At 58.8% G+C, this 19,883-nt stretch carries 18 protein-coding genes; 9 read left to right on the plus strand and 9 right to left on the minus strand.

What is annotated here, in order from left to right; all coding sequences use genetic code 11:
* Position 1: 1 nt before the first annotated feature.
* Positions 2 to 1,870 carry a tetratricopeptide repeat protein gene (locus HQL44_05720; GenBank protein ID MBF0268068.1) on the plus strand — a complete coding sequence of 623 codons (1,869 nt, stop codon included), beginning with the start codon at positions 2 to 4 and terminating at the stop codon, positions 1,868 to 1,870.
* Positions 1,867 to 2,481 carry a thiamine phosphate synthase gene (locus HQL44_05725; GenBank protein MBF0268069.1) on the plus strand — a complete coding sequence of 205 codons (615 nt, stop codon included), beginning with the start codon at positions 1,867 to 1,869 and terminating at the stop codon, positions 2,479 to 2,481. The genes HQL44_05720 and HQL44_05725 overlap by 4 nt, the downstream gene beginning before the upstream one ends.
* A gap of 77 nt (positions 2,482 to 2,558) precedes the next feature.
* Here the strand turns inward: HQL44_05725 and HQL44_05730 are convergent, their stop codons facing one another.
* Complete coding sequence (locus HQL44_05730; GenBank protein MBF0268070.1) at positions 2,559 to 3,734, minus strand: porin; 1,176 nt, start codon at positions 3,732 to 3,734, stop codon at positions 2,559 to 2,561.
* Positions 3,735 to 4,000: 266 nt separating this feature from the next.
* Positions 4,001 to 5,173 (minus strand): porin, encoded by a 1,173-nt coding sequence (locus HQL44_05735; GenBank protein ID MBF0268071.1) that lies wholly within the window; start codon positions 5,171 to 5,173, stop codon positions 4,001 to 4,003.
* Between the two features lie 254 nt (positions 5,174 to 5,427).
* Here HQL44_05735 and HQL44_05740 point away from each other — a divergent pair, with 254 nt between their 5' ends.
* From HQL44_05740 to HQL44_05755, 4 genes are read left to right on the plus strand one after another with little or no spacing between them, the layout of a single operon-like run.
* A complete protein-coding gene (locus tag HQL44_05740; GenBank protein MBF0268072.1) occupies positions 5,428 to 5,997 on the plus strand; it encodes a DUF3576 domain-containing protein in 570 nt (189 codons plus the stop codon).
* A gap of 8 nt (positions 5,998 to 6,005) precedes the next feature.
* Positions 6,006 to 8,567: a leucine--tRNA ligase gene (locus tag HQL44_05745; protein MBF0268073.1), complete on the plus strand. Its 2,562-nt coding sequence runs from the start codon at positions 6,006 to 6,008 to the stop codon at positions 8,565 to 8,567.
* Entirely contained in the window at positions 8,554 to 9,084 is a 531-nt protein-coding gene (locus tag HQL44_05750) for a hypothetical protein (GenBank protein ID MBF0268074.1), read from the plus strand. Before HQL44_05745 ends, HQL44_05750 begins: the two co-directional genes overlap by 14 nt.
* A complete protein-coding gene (locus HQL44_05755; GenBank protein ID MBF0268075.1) occupies positions 9,081 to 10,130 on the plus strand; it encodes a DNA polymerase III subunit delta in 1,050 nt (349 codons plus the stop codon). Before HQL44_05750 ends, HQL44_05755 begins: the two co-directional genes overlap by 4 nt.
* On the opposite strand, the gene HQL44_05760 is transcribed toward HQL44_05755, so the two are convergent.
* From HQL44_05760 to HQL44_05790, 7 genes are read right to left on the minus strand one after another with little or no spacing between them, the layout of a single operon-like run.
* A complete protein-coding gene (locus tag HQL44_05760; protein MBF0268076.1) occupies positions 10,078 to 11,163 on the minus strand; it encodes a ParB/RepB/Spo0J family partition protein in 1,086 nt (361 codons plus the stop codon). The two genes, HQL44_05755 and HQL44_05760, sit on opposite strands and share 53 nt — an antisense overlap.
* Positions 11,160 to 11,957, minus strand: a complete 798-nt coding sequence (locus tag HQL44_05765; GenBank protein ID MBF0268077.1) for a ParA family protein — start codon at positions 11,955 to 11,957, stop codon at positions 11,160 to 11,162. Before HQL44_05765 ends, HQL44_05760 begins: the two co-directional genes overlap by 4 nt.
* On the minus strand, positions 11,944 to 12,588 hold the full coding sequence (rsmG, locus tag HQL44_05770) for a 16S rRNA (guanine(527)-N(7))-methyltransferase RsmG (GenBank protein ID MBF0268078.1): 645 nt from the start codon (positions 12,586 to 12,588) through the stop codon (positions 11,944 to 11,946). The genes HQL44_05765 and rsmG overlap by 14 nt, the downstream gene beginning before the upstream one ends.
* A gap of 8 nt (positions 12,589 to 12,596) precedes the next feature.
* Positions 12,597 to 14,480, minus strand: a complete 1,884-nt coding sequence (gene mnmG, locus HQL44_05775; protein ID MBF0268079.1) for a tRNA uridine-5-carboxymethylaminomethyl(34) synthesis enzyme MnmG — start codon at positions 14,478 to 14,480, stop codon at positions 12,597 to 12,599.
* A 2-nt stretch (positions 14,481 to 14,482) separates the two neighbouring features.
* The gene (mnmE, locus tag HQL44_05780) at positions 14,483 to 15,787 is read right to left on the minus strand and encodes a tRNA uridine-5-carboxymethylaminomethyl(34) synthesis GTPase MnmE (protein ID MBF0268080.1); all 1,305 of its coding nucleotides are present in this window, start codon (positions 15,785 to 15,787) and stop codon (positions 14,483 to 14,485) included.
* Positions 15,788 to 15,794: 7 nt separating this feature from the next.
* Complete coding sequence (locus HQL44_05785) at positions 15,795 to 16,130, minus strand: (2Fe-2S) ferredoxin domain-containing protein (protein ID MBF0268081.1); 336 nt, start codon at positions 16,128 to 16,130, stop codon at positions 15,795 to 15,797.
* Positions 16,131 to 16,133: 3 nt separating this feature from the next.
* On the minus strand, positions 16,134 to 16,385 hold the full coding sequence (locus HQL44_05790) for a hypothetical protein (GenBank protein MBF0268082.1): 252 nt from the start codon (positions 16,383 to 16,385) through the stop codon (positions 16,134 to 16,136).
* A gap of 97 nt (positions 16,386 to 16,482) precedes the next feature.
* Between HQL44_05790 and HQL44_05795 the strand changes: the two genes are divergently transcribed.
* The 3 genes from HQL44_05795 to HQL44_05805 are packed head-to-tail and all read left to right on the plus strand — an operon-like array spanning position 16,483 to position 19,883.
* Positions 16,483 to 18,456, plus strand: coding sequence for a thioredoxin domain-containing protein (locus HQL44_05795; protein MBF0268083.1), 1,974 nt, complete (start codon positions 16,483 to 16,485; stop codon positions 18,454 to 18,456).
* Positions 18,457 to 18,459: 3 nt separating this feature from the next.
* Positions 18,460 to 18,909, plus strand: a complete 450-nt coding sequence (locus HQL44_05800; protein MBF0268084.1) for a methylated-DNA--[protein]-cysteine S-methyltransferase — start codon at positions 18,460 to 18,462, stop codon at positions 18,907 to 18,909.
* A complete protein-coding gene (locus tag HQL44_05805; protein ID MBF0268085.1) occupies positions 18,906 to 19,883 on the plus strand; it encodes a quinone oxidoreductase in 978 nt (325 codons plus the stop codon). The genes HQL44_05800 and HQL44_05805 overlap by 4 nt, the downstream gene beginning before the upstream one ends.

Raw genomic sequence — 19,883 nt, forward strand, 5'->3', positions numbered from 1 at the left:
CATGGATAGGAAGATTCGCAGGGCCGGTAAGGCGACATCAAAGACCCAGGCGAAGATGTCGCCCTTTCTGGTTCAGGCCATGCAACTGCATCAGGCAGGTCAACTTGCCCAGGCTGAAGCCGCTTATCGCACAGCCCTAGCCCAGAATGACAAGAACGCCGACGCGCTTTATTTGCTTGGCGTATTGTGCGCCCAGAAGGGCGCTTTCGCCGATGCCGAGCAACTGCTGAAACAGACCACCGGATTGCGGCCCTTGTTTCCCGACGCCTGGTACAATCTGGCTACGCTTTATCTTCAAACCACGCGACAGGCCGAGGCCGAAGCGGCGCTGAAAGCCTGCCTTAAGCAACAGCCGCAACATGTGGGCGCGTTGTGGAATTTGGGCAGTCTTTATTATGAAATTGGCAAGCCGCTCGAGGCGGAGCCGCTGTTCACAAGATACGTGAAGCTGAGGCCGGATCATTTTGAAGCACGGCTTGCCTTGGCGACGATTTTTTCTAAGCAGCACCGCTATGGCGATGCCGCAACCGAAGCCCAGGCTGCGCTCAAAATTCGCAATGACCCCACCGCGAATGCCCTGCTTGGCCATGCGCTTTATATGCTGAACGATCTTGATGCCGCAGAGGCGCATCTGCAAAGGGCCATTGAGGACTTTCCAGATCAAGTCGTCTACCGCACGCTGATGGCCACCCTTCTCAGCCGGATTGGCGACTTCTCAAATTCCGCCAAGTTGTTTGAATCATTGCTGCGCGAGTTTCCTAACGACCCCTATGTGCTTTTCAATCATGGCACCATGCTTGTCCATATGGGACAAGCAGATAAGGGCCTTGAGCAGGTCGAGCTGGCTAATGCCTTGAAGCCGAACGATCCCGGCATTCTGACCAGTCGTGGCATGATTTTTCTGCAAATGGGTAGGCTTGAGGAAGGCTGGCGCGACTTTCGTTTTCGGTTTGATTCCAACCAAAGAGATGCCAGACGCCAAAATTTTAAGTTCCCGGCCTTTGACGACAAGGATCAACTGGCCGATCATTCCATATTGCTCTGGCCCGAACAGGGCGTTGGCGACCAGATTACCTATGCTTCAGCCATTTCAGACGTGATCAAGGATACGCGCGAAGTCGAAATTCTTTCCGTACCCAAGCTGGCCACCTTGTTCAAACGCAGTTTTCCGAATGCGCGCATCATTACTGACCCTGGCCGCAGCCGGGCGTCGCGCCACATGCCGCTTGGCGAGCTATTTTCACGCTATCGCCCCAGCCTGTCCGCATTTTTGGGCCGAGGCGCCTATTTGACCCCCGACCCCTCTGCCGTCATGCAGTTCAAGAAGCGTCTGGAACTGCTTGGGCCAGGCCTGAAGGTCGGCATCGGCTGGCGAAGCACATCGGTCAATCGTGAAAGACTGAGACATTTCTTCCCTTCTTTGCTGCCCTGGGCCCCGATCTTGAAAGTTCCGGGGGTCATTTTCATTAATTGCCAGCCCAATATCGCGCCTCATGAGCTTGATGAGGCGAGGCAGGCCTTTGGTTGCCGAATTGAAAATTTTGCCGATGTCGATCTGTTCGACGATCTGGATGCATCTGCCGCATTAAGCGCAGCTCTTGACCTGCTGATTTGCAATGGCTCGGCGGGCGCATTTCTGGCAGCGGCCGTCGATACGCCGGTTTGGATGTTTTACGCTTCCGATGCCCATTGGGACAGATTGGGCACGATGTCCATTCCCTGGCTGCCTTCCCTGATCCCTGTAGAACGGCTTTGGAACGAAGGCTGGGATTTGGCTGTAGGGCGCATCGCCGAGGCGCTGGGTGAAAGTGCGCGACTGGGGCATTTGGTCAACCCGGCAAGCGCCTCTCCGCTAAGAACGCATTCGTGACAATTTCTTGGACTGACACAGGACTGGTGGGGCCAGTCAATACCGTCTTTGGCAAGCCTGTTCTTGTTTTGATGACAGATCGCCGCCTTGCAGACCCCTTGTCAGCAGTTGCAAAGCTGCCGCGTGGATCCTGGGTTATTTTGCGTTTTGAAGATGCGGCGTCTCCACCGTCTTATGCCGTCGCTCTGCGCGGACTTTGCCGACTGCGCAGACTTCGATTTCTGGTTGCTGGAAATCATAGATTGGCCGCAAAGCTGAAGGCAGACGGTCTGCACATGTCAGAGCGCCAGGCGCAATCAGCCTGCCTATCTGCGTCGCTAAGTTGGCTTGCCAACAAAAAGCCCCGGCGATTGTTGAGCGTTGCCGCTCATTCTTCACTGGGATTGGCGCGAGCCGCATGTATCAAGGCCGATGCGGCGATTTTATCGCCAGTCTTTGCAACAAGCAGCCACCCAGATGCTAGGCCGCTCGGCTTGATCAAATTTCGCAACCTGTCCAGGGCGGCCAAACTCCGCGTGATTGCCCTGGGAGGCGTCACGATGCAATCCGCTAGGCAACTGAGGAGTGCCCGGATTGTCGGCCTAGCAGGCGTTTCTATGTTTGAGGTTTAGAGCCTCTGTATTGAACGGAAAGAAAACCCCGCCAGCTTGCGCTGACGGGGCTTCTTCTGTTCGGAACTTAGCTTCGATTAGAAGCTGAGCTTCAGACCGGTGATCAGAGCAAGCGATTCTTGCTTGTTGCCAACCGTGGTCGCATTTTCTTCCTGGTTCTTCAGATAGGCCACGTTCGCCGTCACAACGACGCCCGGACCCATCGTGTACTGGCCGCCACCATTGTGGACGTCCTGCTTGTCGCGACCCTGGTTGGTCACGATGTCGCCAGCCAGCGAAGACTTGTAGTAGGCATAGCCGAACTTCCAGGGGCCGGTCGTGTAGGCAGCGCCGACATCGAAGGCATAGCCGTCGAACGAACCAGCAGCGGCGTTGTTGGCAGTGCCCTGACCCGTCTTCATGCTGTCCATGATGCGGATGTAAGAACCACCGAATTCGAAGCCGGCATAACCCAACTTCACGCCAACGGGCACGCCATGAACGACGCCAGTGGCGTTATTGGTGAGCGAGCCAGTGACGTTGATGCTGTGGTCATAGTCGAAGCGCGCGTAAGCGACGTCGGCATTGACGGCGACGGGACCCCACTTGTCGGCATAGACGAAAGCGGCGCCCATCAGATCGTTCAGGCTGTTGCCTTCCTGAGCGAAACCGCGGCTGTTGATGTTCGGGGTATAGGTGATGCCGAAAGCGAACGGGCCAAACATCGGCGAGATGTAGTCAATGGCCATCGAGCAACGACCAGCGTTGGCGATGCCGTCAACCGAAGTGTACTGGTTGGCCATGCCCGTCATCGTGTTGCCGTTCGGCACCGAGGAGGGGAACATGTTCACGGCGTCGGCGTTGTTGGCGCCAGCGGTGGGGGCCTGGTTGTGGACGAGCTGGGCGGCGTTCAGCATTTCACCGACGCGAACCTGACCCCAGCCACCCGACAGGGTGACGAACTGCTGGTCAGAGTTGCGGCCGGTCGCCGAAGCGGTGCGCTCGGCTTCGAGTTCGATCACGACGGCGACCTTGAGGCCGTTGTCCAGCGTGGTGGCGCCCTTGAAGTGAACTTCGGTGTCCGACACCAGCGAAACGTTGCCGTATTCGCGGACGCGGCCCGTGGCGTAGGTGTAGCTATCGACGTCGCCGATCGCCATGAACTGGTTCATGAAACCGCCAACCGACAGCTTGATCGGCTCGGCGGCCTGAGCGGCAGTGCCGAACATGCCAGCGGCAACCAGCGCGGTCGTGCCGAAAAGTACTTTCTTCATTTAAAACTCCTCTCTTCTGCTTGATCGCGGGAACTGCCGACTACCGGCGCACCCAGGTACATGCCAAGTCCGAGCATCTAGCCACGATCGGACTTTAGGGTCAACAAGCGATCAACGCTTCTGTGATGAAACTGGCGCACTGTGGCAATCGCGCAACATCTTTGGTTTGATGACAGCTTAATTCGGCGCACAACGCACTGATATTCAAAGAAAATCCCCGCCACCTGACGATGACGGGGATTTCCAAAATTGCGGCTGACTTCAGATTAGAAGGCCAGCGACAGGCCGGTGATCAGGCCAAAGGCTTCCTGCTTGTTGCCGACGACGGACGAGTCCTCGTCGCGGTACTTCTGATAGGCGGCATTGGCCGAAACGGTAACGCCAGGACCCATCGAGTAGGCACCACCCGCATTGTGGATGTTGTGCTGGTCCTTGCCCCTGACGGTCAAGTCGCCAGCGAGCGACGAGCTGTAATACTGGTAGCCGAACTTCCAAGGACCGGTCGTGTAAGCAACGCCGGCATCCCAGGCATGGCCGTCATACGAACCGGCGGCGGCATTGTTGGCAACGCCCTGGCCCGTCTTCAGGCTGTCCATGATGCGGATGTAAGAACCACCAACTTCAAAGCCGGCATATCCGAACTTCAAGCCAAAGGGCACGGCTTGCGTAACGCCAGTGGCGTTGTTGGTGACGGTGCCGGCAGAGCCGATGCTGTGGTCATAGTCGAAGCGCGCATAGGCGATGTCGGCATTGACGGCGACCGGACCCCACTTGTCAGCATAGACGAAAGCAGCGCCCAGCAGATCGTTCAGGCTGTTGCTTTCCTGCGCGAAGCCACGGCCCAGAACGCGCGGCGTATAGGTGATGCCGAAGGCGAAGGGGCCGAACATCGGCGAGATATAGTCCATGGCGACCGAACCGGCGCCGGCATCGGCGATGCCGTCAACCGTGGTGACGCTGCTCGACAGAGTCTGGAGGCTGCCGCCATTGGGAACGCTGGCGGGGAAGACGGCGGAAACGTCAGAGAATGCGGCGCCAGCGCCAGGAGCCTGGTTATGGACGATCGTCGCGGCGTTCAGCATTTCACCGACGCGAACCTGACCCCAACCACCCGACAGGGTGACATACTGCTGATCGGCATTGCGGGCCGTCGAACCATCGGTGCGCTCGGCTTCCAGTTCGATCACAACGGCGACCTTCAGGCCGTTGTCGAGCGTGGTGTCGCCCTTGAAGTGGACTTCGGTGTCGGAGATGAGTCCGACATTGCCATATTCGCGAACGCGGCCCGTGGCATAGGTGTAGCTGTCGACATCGCCGATGGTCAGCCACTGGTTCATCATACCGCCCACGGAAAGCTTGATGGGATCGGCAGCCTGGGCGGCGCCGGCAAGGGTGCCAACCGCAATCAGGGCCGTCGTACCGGCAAGAATCTTCTTCATTTTGTATCCTTCCAAGTTTCGCATGTAGCGTTTGTGGGCATTGTTCACAGCAAAGCGGCGCTAACGCCTAAAATCTGACCTTTTATATTTCACAGACTAATTATCGGTCAAACTGAATGTGACAGACCCTTGACGAAGGTCACAGTCTGTTGCAATCGGGCAACAGGTGAGGCAACCTTGCCCGCACGAGACTCTTAACAGATGCTTTATAATAGGTTAAGCCTATGGGCCTCGAACCACTGGAAAGACCGGACATGTCCCTACCCGCCTTCCCCCGCGCATATCCCCGCCAATTTTTTGGGCTGCTTTTTGGCTTGGCCGCCATTCTGGCGCTGAATGCCTGCGGCGCAGACACCAAAGCCGTCTATCCCGAGAAGGGACGCGGCGACACCAGCCCGACCTGGGGCGAAAAACCCAGGGAAACCATCTTTGGCGATTGCGGTTTGTTCGACACCAGCTGCAAGCGCAAGTCGGCGCAAGAGGCCAGCGGCGGCGGCATCGGCGTTAACGCTTTCCTCTGGCGCGCCGCCCTCGACACTTTCGCCTTCATGCCGCTTTCTTCAGCCGATCCCTTTGGCGGCGTCATCATCACCGACTGGTATCAGCCCCCCGAAACCCAGAACGAGCGTTTCAAGACGCAGATCTATATTCTGGACAAAGTGCTGCGGGCCGATGGCGTGAAGGTGAATCTGTTCCGTCAGGTGCGCGATTCCACCGGCAACTGGGCCGATGCGCAGACCGACGCCAAGACGGTGGTCGATCTTGAGAATTCCATTCTTACCCGGGCGCGTCAGTTGCGCACGGCCAGTCAGGACGCAAACTAGGTTTCATTATGGCGCGCTACAACGTCAAGGAAAACGAGGCCCATTGGCAGGCCGAGTGGGAACGTCAGGCTGTATTCGCAGCCAGGCTCGATCCGTCCAGACCTAAATACTACGTGCTCGAGATGTTTCCCTATCCCTCGGGACGCATCCATATGGGCCATGTGCGCAATTACACGCTGGGCGATGTGGTCGCCAGGCTGAAGCGCGCTCAGGGCTTCAATGTTCTGCATCCGATGGGTTGGGACGCTTTCGGCCTGCCTGCGGAAAACGCCGCCATTCAGAACAAGGTCCATCCCGCAAAATGGACGCGCGAGAATATCGCGGCCATGCGCGAGCAATTGAAAAGCATGGGCCTGTCCTACGACTGGTCGCGCGAGCTAGCCACCTGCGAGCCGGACTATTATCGCTTCGAACAAAAGATGTTTCTCGATTTCCTGAAAGCGGGTTTGGTTTACCGCAAGGAATCCTGGGTCAATTGGGATCCGGTCGAGAATACCGTGCTGGCCAATGAACAGGTCATCGACGGCAGGGGCTGGCGCTCGGGCGCCTTGGTTGAAAAGCGGCTGCTGAGCCAATGGTTCTTGAAAATCACGCATTATGCCGAAGAGTTGCTGGCCGCTCTGCCGGGTCTGGAGCGCTGGCCGGACCGCGTGCGCCTGATGCAGGAAAATTGGATCGGACGGTCCGAGGGCTTGCGCTTTACCTTCGACATCGCCGAGCGCGACGACAAGATCGACGTTTACACCACGCGACCCGACACATTGTTCGGCGCCAGTTTCTGCGCTATCGCCGCCAACCATCCTTTGTCGGAATCCCTGGCCCTGGACAACCCGGCGCTTAAGGATTTCGTCGCCGAGTGCAATCGCATGGGTACCAGCGAAGTCGCCATCGAAACCGCCGAGAAGAAGGGATTCGATACCGGCCTGCGCGTCGTGCATCCGTTCGACCCCGACATCACCTTGCCCGTTTACGTGGCGAATTTCGTGTTGATGGATTACGGCACCGGCGCGATTTTCGGCTGTCCGGCGCATGATCAGCGCGATTACGAATTCGCCAAGAAATACGGCCTGCCCATCATGCCGGTGGTCTGTCCCAAGGGCGTCGATGCCGCAACTTTCACGCTGAATGACGGGCCTTTTACCGAAGACGGCACGCTGATCAATTCCCGTTTTCTCGATGGGCTGGATGTCGCCTCGGCCAAGAAGGCGGCCATCGACAAGATGGAATCCATGCATCGCGGCCAGCGGATGGTGAATTGGCGGCTGCGCGATTGGGGCGTGTCGCGCCAGCGCTATTGGGGCTGCCCGATTCCCATTATCCATTGCGATTCTTGCGGCATCGTCAAAGTGCCCGAAGCGGATCTTCCCGTCGTGCTGCCCGAGGATGTGGGTTTCGACAAGCCCGGCAATCCGCTTGAACATCACCCGACCTGGAAAAACGTTCCTTGCCCGCAATGCGGCAAGCCGGCTAGGCGCGAGACAGACACGTTCGACACCTTCTTCGAATCATCTTGGTATTTCGCCAGATTCACCTCGCCCGGTTCCGAGCGCGCCTTTGACCGTGAGGAATGCGATTACTGGATGCCCGTCGATCAGTATATCGGCGGCATCGAACATGCCGTGCTGCATCTTCTCTACTCACGTTTTTTTACCCGCGCCCTGAAGGAATGCGGCTATCTGAACGTGCCCGAGCCCTTCGCGGGCTTGATGACCCAGGGCATGATCTGCCACGAGACCTACAAGGATGGCGATGGCCATTGGCTTTTCCCAACCGAGGTCGAACGCAAGGCGGATGGCGCGCTGGCCAGGATCAAGGATGGCGCGGCCGTAACTTCGGGCCGCTCCGAGAAAATGAGCAAGTCGAAGAAGAACGTCGTCGATCCCGAGATCATCATTCAGACCTACGGCGCCGACACGGCCCGCTTATTCATGCTGTCGGACAGCCCGCCGGATCGCGATCTTGATTGGACGGAATCGGGCATCGATGGCGCTTGGCGCTATGTGAACCGGCTGTGGCGCATGATCGACGAGCCTTGCGTCGAGATCGCGCCCATGAATTCGCCAATGCCGGAGTTGGACGACAGCGGCAGGAAGTTGTGGAGCCTGGTCCATAAAACCATCGCCGCCGTCACCGAGGACCTGGACAAGTTTCACTTCAACAAGGCCGTGGCCCGCATTCGCGAGCTGACCAATGCGCTTGGAGATTTGAAACCAGGCCAAGCCGGGGCTGGCTGGCTGATGCGCCAAGGGCTAGAAACGGCTCTGGTGCTGATCAATCCCATGACGCCGCATCTGGCGGAAGCCTTGTGGCAAAAACTTGGGCACGCCAAGATGCTGGTGGACACGGCCTGGCCGAAGGCGGATCCTGCCTTGTTGACCGACGACAGCGTCAAGCTGGCCGTGCAGGTGAACGGTAAATTGCGCGGCGACATCGAATTGCCTCGCGACGCCAGTCAGGAGCAGGCGGAAGCGGCGGCGCTGGCGCATCCCAATGTTCAGCTGGCCATCGGCGGCAAGGCTGTGCGCAAAATCATTCTCGTGCCAAACCGGATCGTCAATGTCGTCATCTAGAAAAGTCCTGTTTCCGATTGCGCTGTTGGCCATGCTGGCTCTTTCGGCCTGCGGCTTCCAGCCTTTGCATGGCGGCAAGGGCAAGCAATCGGCGACTGTGCCCGAAATGGCTCATATCAAGATTCTGACGATTGCCGACCGCAGCGGCCAGCTGGTGCGCAATGCGCTGCTGGATCGCTTGACCCCCACGGGTCAACCGGAGAAGCCCGTTTATACTTTGACGGTGAAGCTTTCCGAATCCAAACAGTCGCTGGGAATTTTAAAAGATGAAACAGCCAGCCGGGCGAATTACACCCTGAACGCAGGATTCGCTTTGGCAAACAAAGATGGAGCTACTTTGTACAGCAGTTCGACCTCGTCACAGGCCAGCTACAATATTCTGACCGAACATTACGCTTCCACGGCTTCGGAAAAGAATGCCCGCGACAGAACGGCCGAGGAAGTGGCTGACGCCATCGCCATGCAGCTGGCCGCTTATTTCTCGCGGTCTCGCGTTGCGAAAGAGCAGGCCAAATGAAGATCCAGGCCGGGCGCGCCGATGGTTTCGTTGCCCGCCCGCCCCCTGATTGCCGGGCGATTTTGTTGTATGGACCTGATGCCGGGCTGGTGCGTGAGCGCCTGACCATCGCCACCAAAGCAATTGCCGACGACGTCTCTGACCCTTTTCGCGTGGCTGACTTGTCGCCCTCCCTTCTGAAGGACGACCCGGCCCGGCTGCGTGACGAGGCCGCCGCCCTGTCGCTGACCGGCGGGCAACGCGTGGTGCGCGTCTTGAATGCCCCGGATTCCCTGGCCGGTCTGCTGGGAGATTTCCTGGCCAAGCCAATCGGCGATGCCCTGATTTTGATCACTGCCGGCGAGTTGGGTCCGAAATCACCCCTGCGCAAATTGTTCGAAGACGAGCCAGCCGGGGCCGCCATCGCCTGCTATGCCGACGAGGGCCAGGGGCTTGATGGGCTGATCACCCAGCATTTGGCCAAGCAGAATTTGCGAATCAACCCCGACGCCTTGCAAGTTCTTGCCGCAAGGCTGGGGGCCGACCGTTTGATGGTGCGCAGCGAGTTGGACAAACTGGCGCTGTATGTTGGCAACGCTGGCGCGGTCACGCTCACCGATATCCAGGAATGTATGGGCGACGGTGCCGAGGCGACCCAGGACGAATTGGCGATGGCCGTCATGTCGGGCAGGCAGGCCGAGGCGCAAACCGCCCTCGAAAGATTATTGCGCGAAGGCACGGCCGCGGTGGGAATTTTACGCTCGGTCGGGCGCCATGTGCAGCGCCTTCATTTGGCATCCGGTCATGTTCGCAAGGGCAAGTCGCCGGATCAGGCGATCGACTCCCTGCGCCCCCCGGTCTTCTTTAAGCACAAATCCAACATGGCCAGCCAACTGCGCGGCTGGTCGCCCGAGCGTCTCGCCCAGGCCATGGAGATGCTGGTGCAAGCCGAGCTGGATTGCAAAACCACCGGCATGCCGGCGGACGCGGTCTGCGGGCGCGTCCTGATGCAGATTACGCGCGCCGCTCCCCAGCCCCGTTCGCCTGCTCCTCGTCGGGCAGGATAAGATCGCCCAGCTCCAAAATCTCTTCGCCCTCGCCCGCGAGCAGATCGGTTTCCGCGACTTGCTGATCGACGTTCCCAGCAAAATCCAGCGACTCTTCTTCACCCTTGCCCGGGCGACGCTCTTCCTTGGGCGAGCTTAAACGGTGCAGCACGTCGTCAAGCTGCTCAAGCGACTTATAATGAATCACCAGTTCGCCGCCATCGCCGCGAAATTTGATGTTCACCTTCAAACCCAGCAAATTCGACAAATCGCGCTCGAGCGCCAGAGTGTCGGCGTCATGTTCCTCGCCCGTCCCCTTGGCTGTGGCGGAAGCGGAACCTGCCCTGACCGGCTTGCCGCCCTCGGCCTGCGCCAGCTTCTCAGTTTGGCGGACGCTTAAACCCTTGGCGACGACTTTCTCGGCCAGTTCCTCGGCATTGGGCGCGCCAAGCAGTGCGCGGGCATGCCCCGCCGAAAGCGTTCCTTCCTCAACCAATGTCCTAACAAGCGCCGGTAACGTCAAGAGACGCAAAGTATTTGCCACATGGCTTCGACTTTTACCGACTACCTTGGCCAAGTCTTCCTGCGTGTGCCGGAATTCCTCCATCAGTCGCTTATAGCCCTCGGCCTCCTCGATGGCAGACAGATCCTGGCGCTGCAAATTCTCGACCAGAGCGACTTCCAACGCTTCCTTGTCGGAAAATTCGCGAACGATGACGGGAACATCATGCAGCTTCGCCATCTGAGCGGCACGCCAACGTCGCTCGCCCGCGATTATTTCGAAACTGTTACGTTCATCCGGGTGACGCCGCACCAAAATAGGCTGCAGGATGCCCTTGGCACGCACCGACTCAACCAGCTCCTGGAACTTGTCGTCGTCAAAGTTATGCCGCGGCTGGAACTTTCCCGGCCTTAGGAATTCGACTGGCACGTTCTTCGAAGAGCGCAGCTTGTCAAGTTCGCCCAAATCGGCGGCAGGCTCGTCGTCGCCCAACAGCGACGACAGGCCGCGTCCCAGATTGCGCTTTTTATGTTCGACGTCTGCTGGACTCATGCCGCCAAATCCCGCTCACGGCGAAGCACTTCGCCCGCCAAATGCAGATAGGCTTCGGAGCCGGGGCACTTCATGTCATAGACAATCACCGGCTTGCCGTGCGACGGCGCTTCCGAAACGCGGACATTGCGCGGGATGACGGTCTTATAAACGATGTCGCCGAAATGGCCGCGAACGTCCGAGGCCACCATGTCGGAGAGGTTGTTTCGCTTATCAAACATCGTCAGCACGATGCCTTGGATTTCCAACTCGGGATTCAAAGCCTTCTTAACGCGCTCGATGGTACGCACCAGATGGCTGATACCTTCCAGGGCAAAGAACTCGCATTGCAGGGGAACCATCACGGCATGCGTGGCGACAAGACCATTCAAGGTCAGCAGGCCCAGCGAGGGCGGGCAGTCGATCAGCACGTAGTCGTAATGACTTAGGTCGCCGCTGGCCAGCGCATCACGCAGACGGAATTCACGCCGCTCCAGATCGACCATCTCAATCTCGGCGCCCGACAGATCGACGCCAGCCGGGATGATATCCAGACCAGGGATCAGTGTTGGGATAATGGCCTCGCGGATGGGGGCCTCACCAATCAAGATATGGTAGGCGTTGACGCGTCGGTTATGACGCTGAATGCCCAGGCCGGTGCTGGCATTGCCCTGAGGATCAAGGTCGAAAATCAGAACCCGCTTTTTCACCGCCGCCATGGCCGTCGCCAGATTGATCGTGGTGGTTGTCTTTCCCACCCCGCCCTTCTGGTTGGCGATTGCTATAACCCTCGGTTTTTGTTCAGTTTTTTCCAGGTTGAGCTGGTTCAGATCGGTCAGTTTTTCCACGGCGCACCTCGCTAATTTTGAGGATCGCACCCTCCGGATCAGTCCGGCTGGGGATGCTCTCTGCGCGCATCATCCATTTTTTTTCTGCGCTCGTCAATTCCTCTTGCCACGATTTTCCCTTCAGGAAGAGGCACTGACCCCCTATATCTAGGAAAGGGTAAGCAAATTCAAGCAGATGGTCGAGTGAAGAAAGTGCGCGCGAGGTGACAAAATCTACCGAAAACGGGGTCAGTTTCTCTATTCGGACAGCATGAAGATGGATATTTGCCCCGGTCAGCCTCCCCGCCTCGCGCATGAAGGCCACTTTTCGCTGATCACTCTCGACCAGGTGAACCTCCAGCCTCTCCCCCATGATGGCTAGGATGAGACCGGGGAATCCCGCCCCGCTTCCTAGGTCGAGTATCTTGCTCCCTGGCTTGGTGTGCGGCAGGAGCTGTGCGCTATCCTGGATATGCCTCCGCCAGACATCTTCCAGGCTCTTGGGGCTGACCAGATTTATCCTGGCCTGCCATCGAATCAGCTCGCTGACGAAACAGTCAAGGCGCCGGATTGTTTCACGTGAAACATGCTCACAGGCAGCGAACTCGTCAGCGGTCATGATTCTCATTACAAGGTCTCCGATGTTTCACGTGAAACATATGGGCGCTTCGTGACATGCGCCAGTAGCGCGATAATCGCCGCCGGTGTGATGCCGGGAATTCTGCCCGCCGCCCCCAAAGAGGTTGGGCGAACCGCTTTCAACTTGGCTCGCACCTCATTCGAAAGACCACCAACGGCATCGTAGTCCAAATCACTTGGCAGCTTCTTCTCCTCTTCACTCCGATAAGAGTCGACATCTCTCTGCTGACGGGACAGATAGCCTTGATAGCGCCCCTCAATTTCAAGGCTCTCTCTGGCGGCACCCCCAATCCCTCCTAACTCAGGCCAGATAGCCGACAGCCGCTCGAGCGAAACGTCAGGATAGGATAGAAGGTCGAAAGCTGACCTTGCTTGTCCGTCCAGTCGGACCTGAAGACCTGCTTCCACTAAGCTGGTTGGGCTTGCCGTCAACTTCGTTAAAAGAGTCTTACCCTGATCGTAATCAGCGCGACGAGCGGTAAAAGATGTACGGCGCTCGGAGCCGACACAGCCGATTGCCAAGCCCCTCTCAGTCAAACGAAGGTCTGCATTGTCGTTGCGCAGGAGCAGGCGATACTCCGCCCGCGAGGTGAACATGCGATAGGGTTCGTTGGTGCCCAGGGTTGTCAGGTCATCGATCATCACGCCCATATAGGCCTCTGAGCGATCCAAAATGAACGGGGGGCGTCCCGCTACAGCTAGTGCAGCATTGATACCTGCCCACAATCCCTGGGCCGCTGCCTCCTCATAGCCCGTTGTCCCATTAATCTGGCCCGCAAAGAACAGACGCTTGAGCCGCTTTGTCTCCAAACTCGGCCATAATTCCCTAGGATCGACGAAGTCATACTCAATGGCATAGCCGGGCCGAAGGATCTCTGCTCTCTCCAATCCCGGAATAGACGCGATCATTTGGGCCTGAACATCCTCGGGCAGAGAGGTCGAAATGCCGTTCGGATAGACCGTGTCGTCATCCAAACCCTCCGGTTCAAGGAAGATTTGATGGGCCTGACGGTCGGAAAATCGCACCACCTTATCCTCTATCGAGGGGCAATATCTTGGTCCCACACCCTGAATCTGGCCACTGAACATCGGTGCCCGATGTAGGTTGTCCTGGATGATTTGATGGGTTTCTGGGGTGGTGTGCGTAATGCCACACCAGATTTGGGGGGTCGAAATGGCTCTAGTCAGACTGGAAAAGGGGGTCGGCACCTCGTCGCCATACTGTTTCTCCAATCTGTCCCAATCGATGCTGCGTCCATTCAGCCTGGCGGGGGTTCCGGTCTTCAGACGGCCCATGGGAAAACCGATCCGACGCAAACTATCAGACAGGCCCAGGCTAGGTGAATCGCCAAATCGCCCGGCCTGGAAAGTCACTTCCCCAACATGGATAAGGCCGGACAGGAAGGTTCCGGTGGTCAAAATCACAGCCTCAGCCGAGAATTGCCGACCATCGGCCATAACTACGCCTGCTGCCCGTTCGTTACCCTCCGTCACCAGATCCTCGACAGAACCGATTTCTATATGTAGATGAGCCGTCTGACGCAGCGCCGTCTGCATGGCCTGCCGATAGAGCTTGCGGTCTGCCTGAGCGCGAAGCCCCTGAACCGCTGGTCCCTTGCTTCGATTGAGCATGCGAAACTGGATGCCCGCCCGGTCAATAACCCGTCCCATAACCCCATCCAGGGCATCGATCTCGCGGACAAGGTGCCCCTTGCCCAAGCCGCCAATGGCTGGGTTACAAGACATCTCACCGATGGTTTCCATTCTTTGGGTAATTAGAAGCGTCTTGGCGCCCATGCGGGCCGCTGCCGCCGCCGCCTCGCAACCGGCATGACCGGCCCCGATCACAATCACGTCCCAGTCATTTCTCATAGCTATTTACCAATGCAGAATTCACCAAAGATCAAATCAAGCAACTCCTCTACCCCGACCCGTCCGGCAATGCGCCCAAGCGATTGGGCGGCCAGACGCAGCTCCTCCCCGGCGAGGTCAGCCGAGGGGGCGGTCATATAACGTTGGAGGGCAGATAGGGATTCCTCGATCGCCTGGCGATGGCGCAGCCGAGTGATCAGAACCGACTCACCCAGTCCAAACATTTCGCCGACACGCTGCTCGATGAGGGACAGTAGAGCATCCAATCCCTCGCCGGTCTGAACCGACAGGCCCAGACGCCCACCCAGGTCTATATCCGCCACTCGATCGATCCGGCTAACCACCTCGATGGCTCGCTCGTCCAATTGGCCTAGGCTGGATATATCCCTCTCCGGCCAGACCGAAGCATCGAACAGAACCAGCTTCAGATCGGCGGTCTCGGCCCTGGCCAAAGCGCGGCGAATGCCCTCCGCCTCGATCCCCTCCTCTGCCTCGCGCAAACCGGCTGTATCAAGCAAGGTGACGGGATAGCCGCCCAGATCGAGATGCACTTCCAGCACGTCACGGGTGGTTCCGGCATGTTCCGAGACGATGGCGACGTCTCGTCCGGCCAGCGCATTCATCAGGCTCGACTTCCCGGCATTCGGCGCCCCCAGAATGGCGACCACAATCCCTTCCCGCAGCCGTTCGCCACTGCGCCGGTACTCAAGATATGGGGTAATATCACCAATCAAATCCGCTACAATTTGGGTTATATCGCCGCTCAGCCCATCTGGCAGCTCCTCGTCGGGGAAATCGATCATGGCTTCCTGACGCGCCAGGGCCGAAACCAACCGCTCTCGCCAGGCTTCAACCTCCTTCGAAAGCGCGCCGCCCTCCTGCCTGAGGGCCTGACGACGCTGACATGCCGTTTCGGAATCGATCAGATCGGCCAGCGCCTCGACCTGGGTCAGGTCCAGCTTACCATTCTCGAAGGCGCGTCTGGCGAAATCGCCCGGCCCCGCCGGTCTCATCCCCAGAGCCAACAGCGCCTTCGATACTCCCTCGACCACCGCCCGCCCGCCATGAAGATGGAACTCGACCATGTCCTCGCCGGTAAAACTGGCCGGGGCGGGGAACCACAGAATCAGGGCATGATCCAATGATTCGGACTCATAACGAAGATGGGCCAGGGTGGCGCGCCTTGCTTTGGGCAGCGTTCCAGCGATAGAAGCGCAAACGGGACCGCAAAGCGGTCCCGTGGCGCGGATCACAGCGATTCCGGAACGACCGGGTGCCGTGGACAGGGCAAAAAGAGTTTGGGTCACTGTCGCGTCAGGCGGGCACCATCAGGCGCTTGACCCGCTCGCCCTTGGCCAGATGCGACTTCAGAACCTCTTCCACATCTTCCTTGGTCTTCACCGTGTACCAAACGCCCTCGGGATAGATCACCAGGGCGGGCTTCTTGTCGCAGCGGCCCAGACAGCCGGAAGCCGCAACGCGGGCATCCTCAATCCCCAGCTCTTTGAAGGTCTGGCGCAGATGGTCGGCCAATTCCTGCGCCCCCTCCTCGCCACACGACCCCCAGGGATTGCCGGGCGGCCGCTTGTTGGTGCACATGAACAGATGCGCCCGATAGAAGGGGGGCGGGTCATCGGGAAGACGGGTCATCGACTATTTCTCCTTGCTGTTCGGAAAACCGGCGCCAAATTGCGACCAGAACATTTTTTGCATCTGCTCCATACCCTGGATGCCGGCGGGCATCCAGATCTTCATCATCGTATCGGGGTCCATGGCCGACAAGGCTTGCTTCATCCTTTCCTCGACCTGACGCATCATGGCTTCCTGCATGGGCTGCACGTCGGGCAGGCCCAGAAAGGTTCGGGCCTCTTCGGGCGTACATTCGACATCGACGGTAAATTTCATGGCCCTCTCCAATCCAAGCGCTTTGCCCTTGCAGGGACAGTTCTTTCCACCAACCTAATCATGAGCCATCCTTTGTGCAACAGCCCCAGGTGAAACGATGAACCGGCTGCATCTTGAAACCAGCCCCTATCTTTTGCAGCACAAGGACAATCCAGTCCATTGGCGGGCCTGGAATCCCGAGGCGTTCGAGGAATCGAAGCGCCTGAATCGTCCCATCTTGCTGTCGGTCGGCTATGCGGCCTGTCATTGGTGCCATGTCATGGCCCATGAAAGTTTCGAGAATGACGAAATCGCCAAATTGATCAATCAGCACTTTATTCCCGTAAAGGTTGATCGCGAAGAACGCCCCGACGTCGATCTGATCTATCAGCAATCCCTGTCCTTGACCGGCCAGCATGGCGGTTGGCCCTTGACCATGTTCCTGACCCCCGAAGGCGACAGTTTCTGGGGCGGCACCTATTTTCCGCCCTTCGCCAATTTCGGCCGTCCAGGCTTCGCCGATGTTCTGCTCAGCATTTCCAAACATTGGCAGGAATCACCGGGCCAGGTCCGGCACAACGCCATGCAAGTCAGGGCGGCCCTGCAATCGCTGGCACTGCTGGGACAGGCGGGCGCGGGACAGGAATGCAGCCAGGCCTTTCAGGATTTCGCCGCCAGCCAACTGCTGCAAGACATCGACCCGGAATTCGGCGGCTTTCAGGGAGCGCCGAAATTTCCCCAAATTCCCAGCCTGATGTTTCTGTGGCGGGGCTGGCGCAGAACGGGTTCCAAGCCCATGCGCCGCGCGGTGCTGAACACGCTGGACTCCATGATCAAGGGCGGCATCCACGATCATGTCGGCGGCGGCTTTGCCCGCTACGCCACCGATCACCGTTGGCTGGTGCCGCATTTCGAAAAGATGCTTTACGACAATGCCCAGATTTTGGAACTGCTGGCCCTGGTCTGGCCCGAAAACAAGAAGCTGCCCTATCTGATGGCGGCGGAAGGAATCGTCGGCTGGCTGGCTCGCGAGATGAAAGGCCCCCAAGGCGGCTTGTGCGCCTCGCTTGACGCCGACAGCGAAGGCGAGGAAGGGCTTTACTACACCTGGACTCAAGACGAGATCGAACAGGTCCTGGGCAATCTGGCTCCCACTTTCATGAAGGCGCATGGCGTACATGCCGACGGCAATTGGGAGAATGGGCGCAACATCCTGAACCGTTTGACTGCGCAAGATGATTGGGACGATTCCTTCGCTCCCGATCTGCAATTGCTGCTGAAGGCGCGCCAATCGCGCACGCCGCCAGGACGCGACGACAAGATTCTGGCCGACTGGAACGGCATGGCCATCGCCGCCATGGCGCGCGCCGGTTGGGTCTTCGACCGGGCCGATTGGGTGGTGGCGGCTAGAGACGCCTATCGCTTCGTGCTGACCCACATGACCAAGGACGGCTGTCTTTATCATTCCTGGTGCGCGGGCAAGGCGGGAACGCCGGGGATTTTGGACGATTATGCCCAAATGGCCAGGGCGGCTTTGTTCATTCACGAAATCACCGGCGAAGAGGCCTTCCTCAGCCATGCCCAGGTCTGGGCGGAATCGGCGATAACCCATCACTGGGACGAGGAAGGCGGCGGCTTCTTCCTGACGGCGGCAAACAGTTGCGATCTTCCGGTGCGGGCCAAGCCCTTTCACGACAACGCCACCCCCGCGGGCAATGGCGTGATGGCCGAGGTGATGGCCAGGCTTTACCATCTGACCGGCGAAAGCCAATGGTTCGAGCGTTGCCAAGCCACGCTGCAGGCCTTTTCTGGCGCTTATGAACGCCAGTTCCAGGGCATGACCAGCCTGCTGGGAGCGGCCGGGCATCTGGACGGCGGCATGCTGGTCAGCGTGCATGGCGGTTTGCACGCCAAGGATACCGACCTGCTGATCGGCGCAGTTCTCGACCTGTCCTTGCCCGACCGCATCTTGCGTTTCCTTGAGCAAGATGAGGGTCCCGCCTATGCCACCGTCTGCCGTGATCAGGTTTGTTCGGCCCCCATCTTCGATGCAGACGCGTTGCGAAGCGAACTGCTTTCGGGTTACGCTTGACCCATGGCCCAGCTTTCATTTCACTCTCCGATTGGCGATCTGACCTTAAGCGAGGAAGAGGGACGCATCGTCTCGCTGGATTGGGGTTGGGCGCGCGACCAGCAGGCCACGCCGCTTCTGAATCAGGCCAGGGACCAAGTGCAGGATTATCTGGCGGGCAAGCGCAAGGATTTCGATCTGCCGCTTGATCCCATGGGCACCGATTTTCAAAAGCGGGTCTGGAAGGCGATGGTCGCCATCGGCTATGGCAAGACCAAAAGCTATGGCGAGATCGCGGTCAAACTGAAATCGTCGCCCCGCGCCGTCGGCACCGCTTGCGGGCGCAATCCCATTCCTTTGATCATCCCCTGCCATCGCGTGCTGGGCGCCAAGGGCGCATTGGGCGGTTATTCAGGCGAAGGCGGCACCGACACCAAACGCTGGCTTTTGAATTTGGAAGGATTGACGGCATGACCAAGGCGATCCGCATCCACGAACATGGCGGCCCCGACGTGCTGCGCTGGGAAGAGATCGAGGTCGGCACACCCGGCCCCGGCCAAGCGCGCATCCGCCATCATGCGGTGGGGCTTAATTATATCGACACCTATCACCGCACCGGTCTTTACCCGCCCGGCCCGCTGCCTTGCGTGCTGGGCATGGAAGGGGCTGGCGAAGTGACGGCGCTGGGCGACGGCGTGGCCGATTTGAAAATCGGCGATCGCGTGGCCTATGCGATGGCTCCCTGCGGCTCCTATGCCGAAGAACGCCTGTATCCGGCCGAGCGTCTGGTCAAACTGCCAGACGCCATCTCGTATCAGCAAGCCGGGGCCATGATGCTGCAAGGCATGACGGCGGAATATCTTGTACGGCGCACCTATCCGGTGAAAGCTGGCGAGGCCATTCTGGTTCATGCGGCGGCGGGCGGCGTTGGCCTTATCTTGTGCCAATGGGCCAAACATATCGGCGCCACTGTGATCGGCACCGTGGGGTCCGAGGCCAAGGCCGAATTGGCCAGGGCGCATGGCTGCGACCATCCCATTCTGTACGCCAAGGAAGATTTCCAAAAGCGCGTCCGCGACCTGACCGACGGAAAAGGCGTGCGCGTGGTTTATGACGGCATCGGCAAGGACACGTTCGATGCCTCGCTCGATTGTCTGGGCCTGCGCGGCATGATGGTGACGTTCGGCAATGCGTCGGGACCGGTGCCGCCGCTCGATCTATTAAAGCTGTCGGCCAAGGGCGGCCTGTTCGTCACCCGCCCCTCGCTGGCCAATTACACCGCCACGCGCGACGAATTGCTGGGCAGCGCCAACGCCCTGTTCGACATGGTGGGCAAGGGCGCGGTGAAGATTGAGATCAACCAGACCTATGCGCTGAAGGACGCCGCCAAGGCGCATCGCGATCTGGAAGCCAGGAAGACGACCGGTTCCACCATTCTGATTCCGTGA

Source organism: Alphaproteobacteria bacterium (assembly GCA_015231795.1).
In the GTDB taxonomy this organism is placed as follows: domain Bacteria; phylum Pseudomonadota; class Alphaproteobacteria; order Rhodospirillales; family WMHbin7; genus WMHbin7.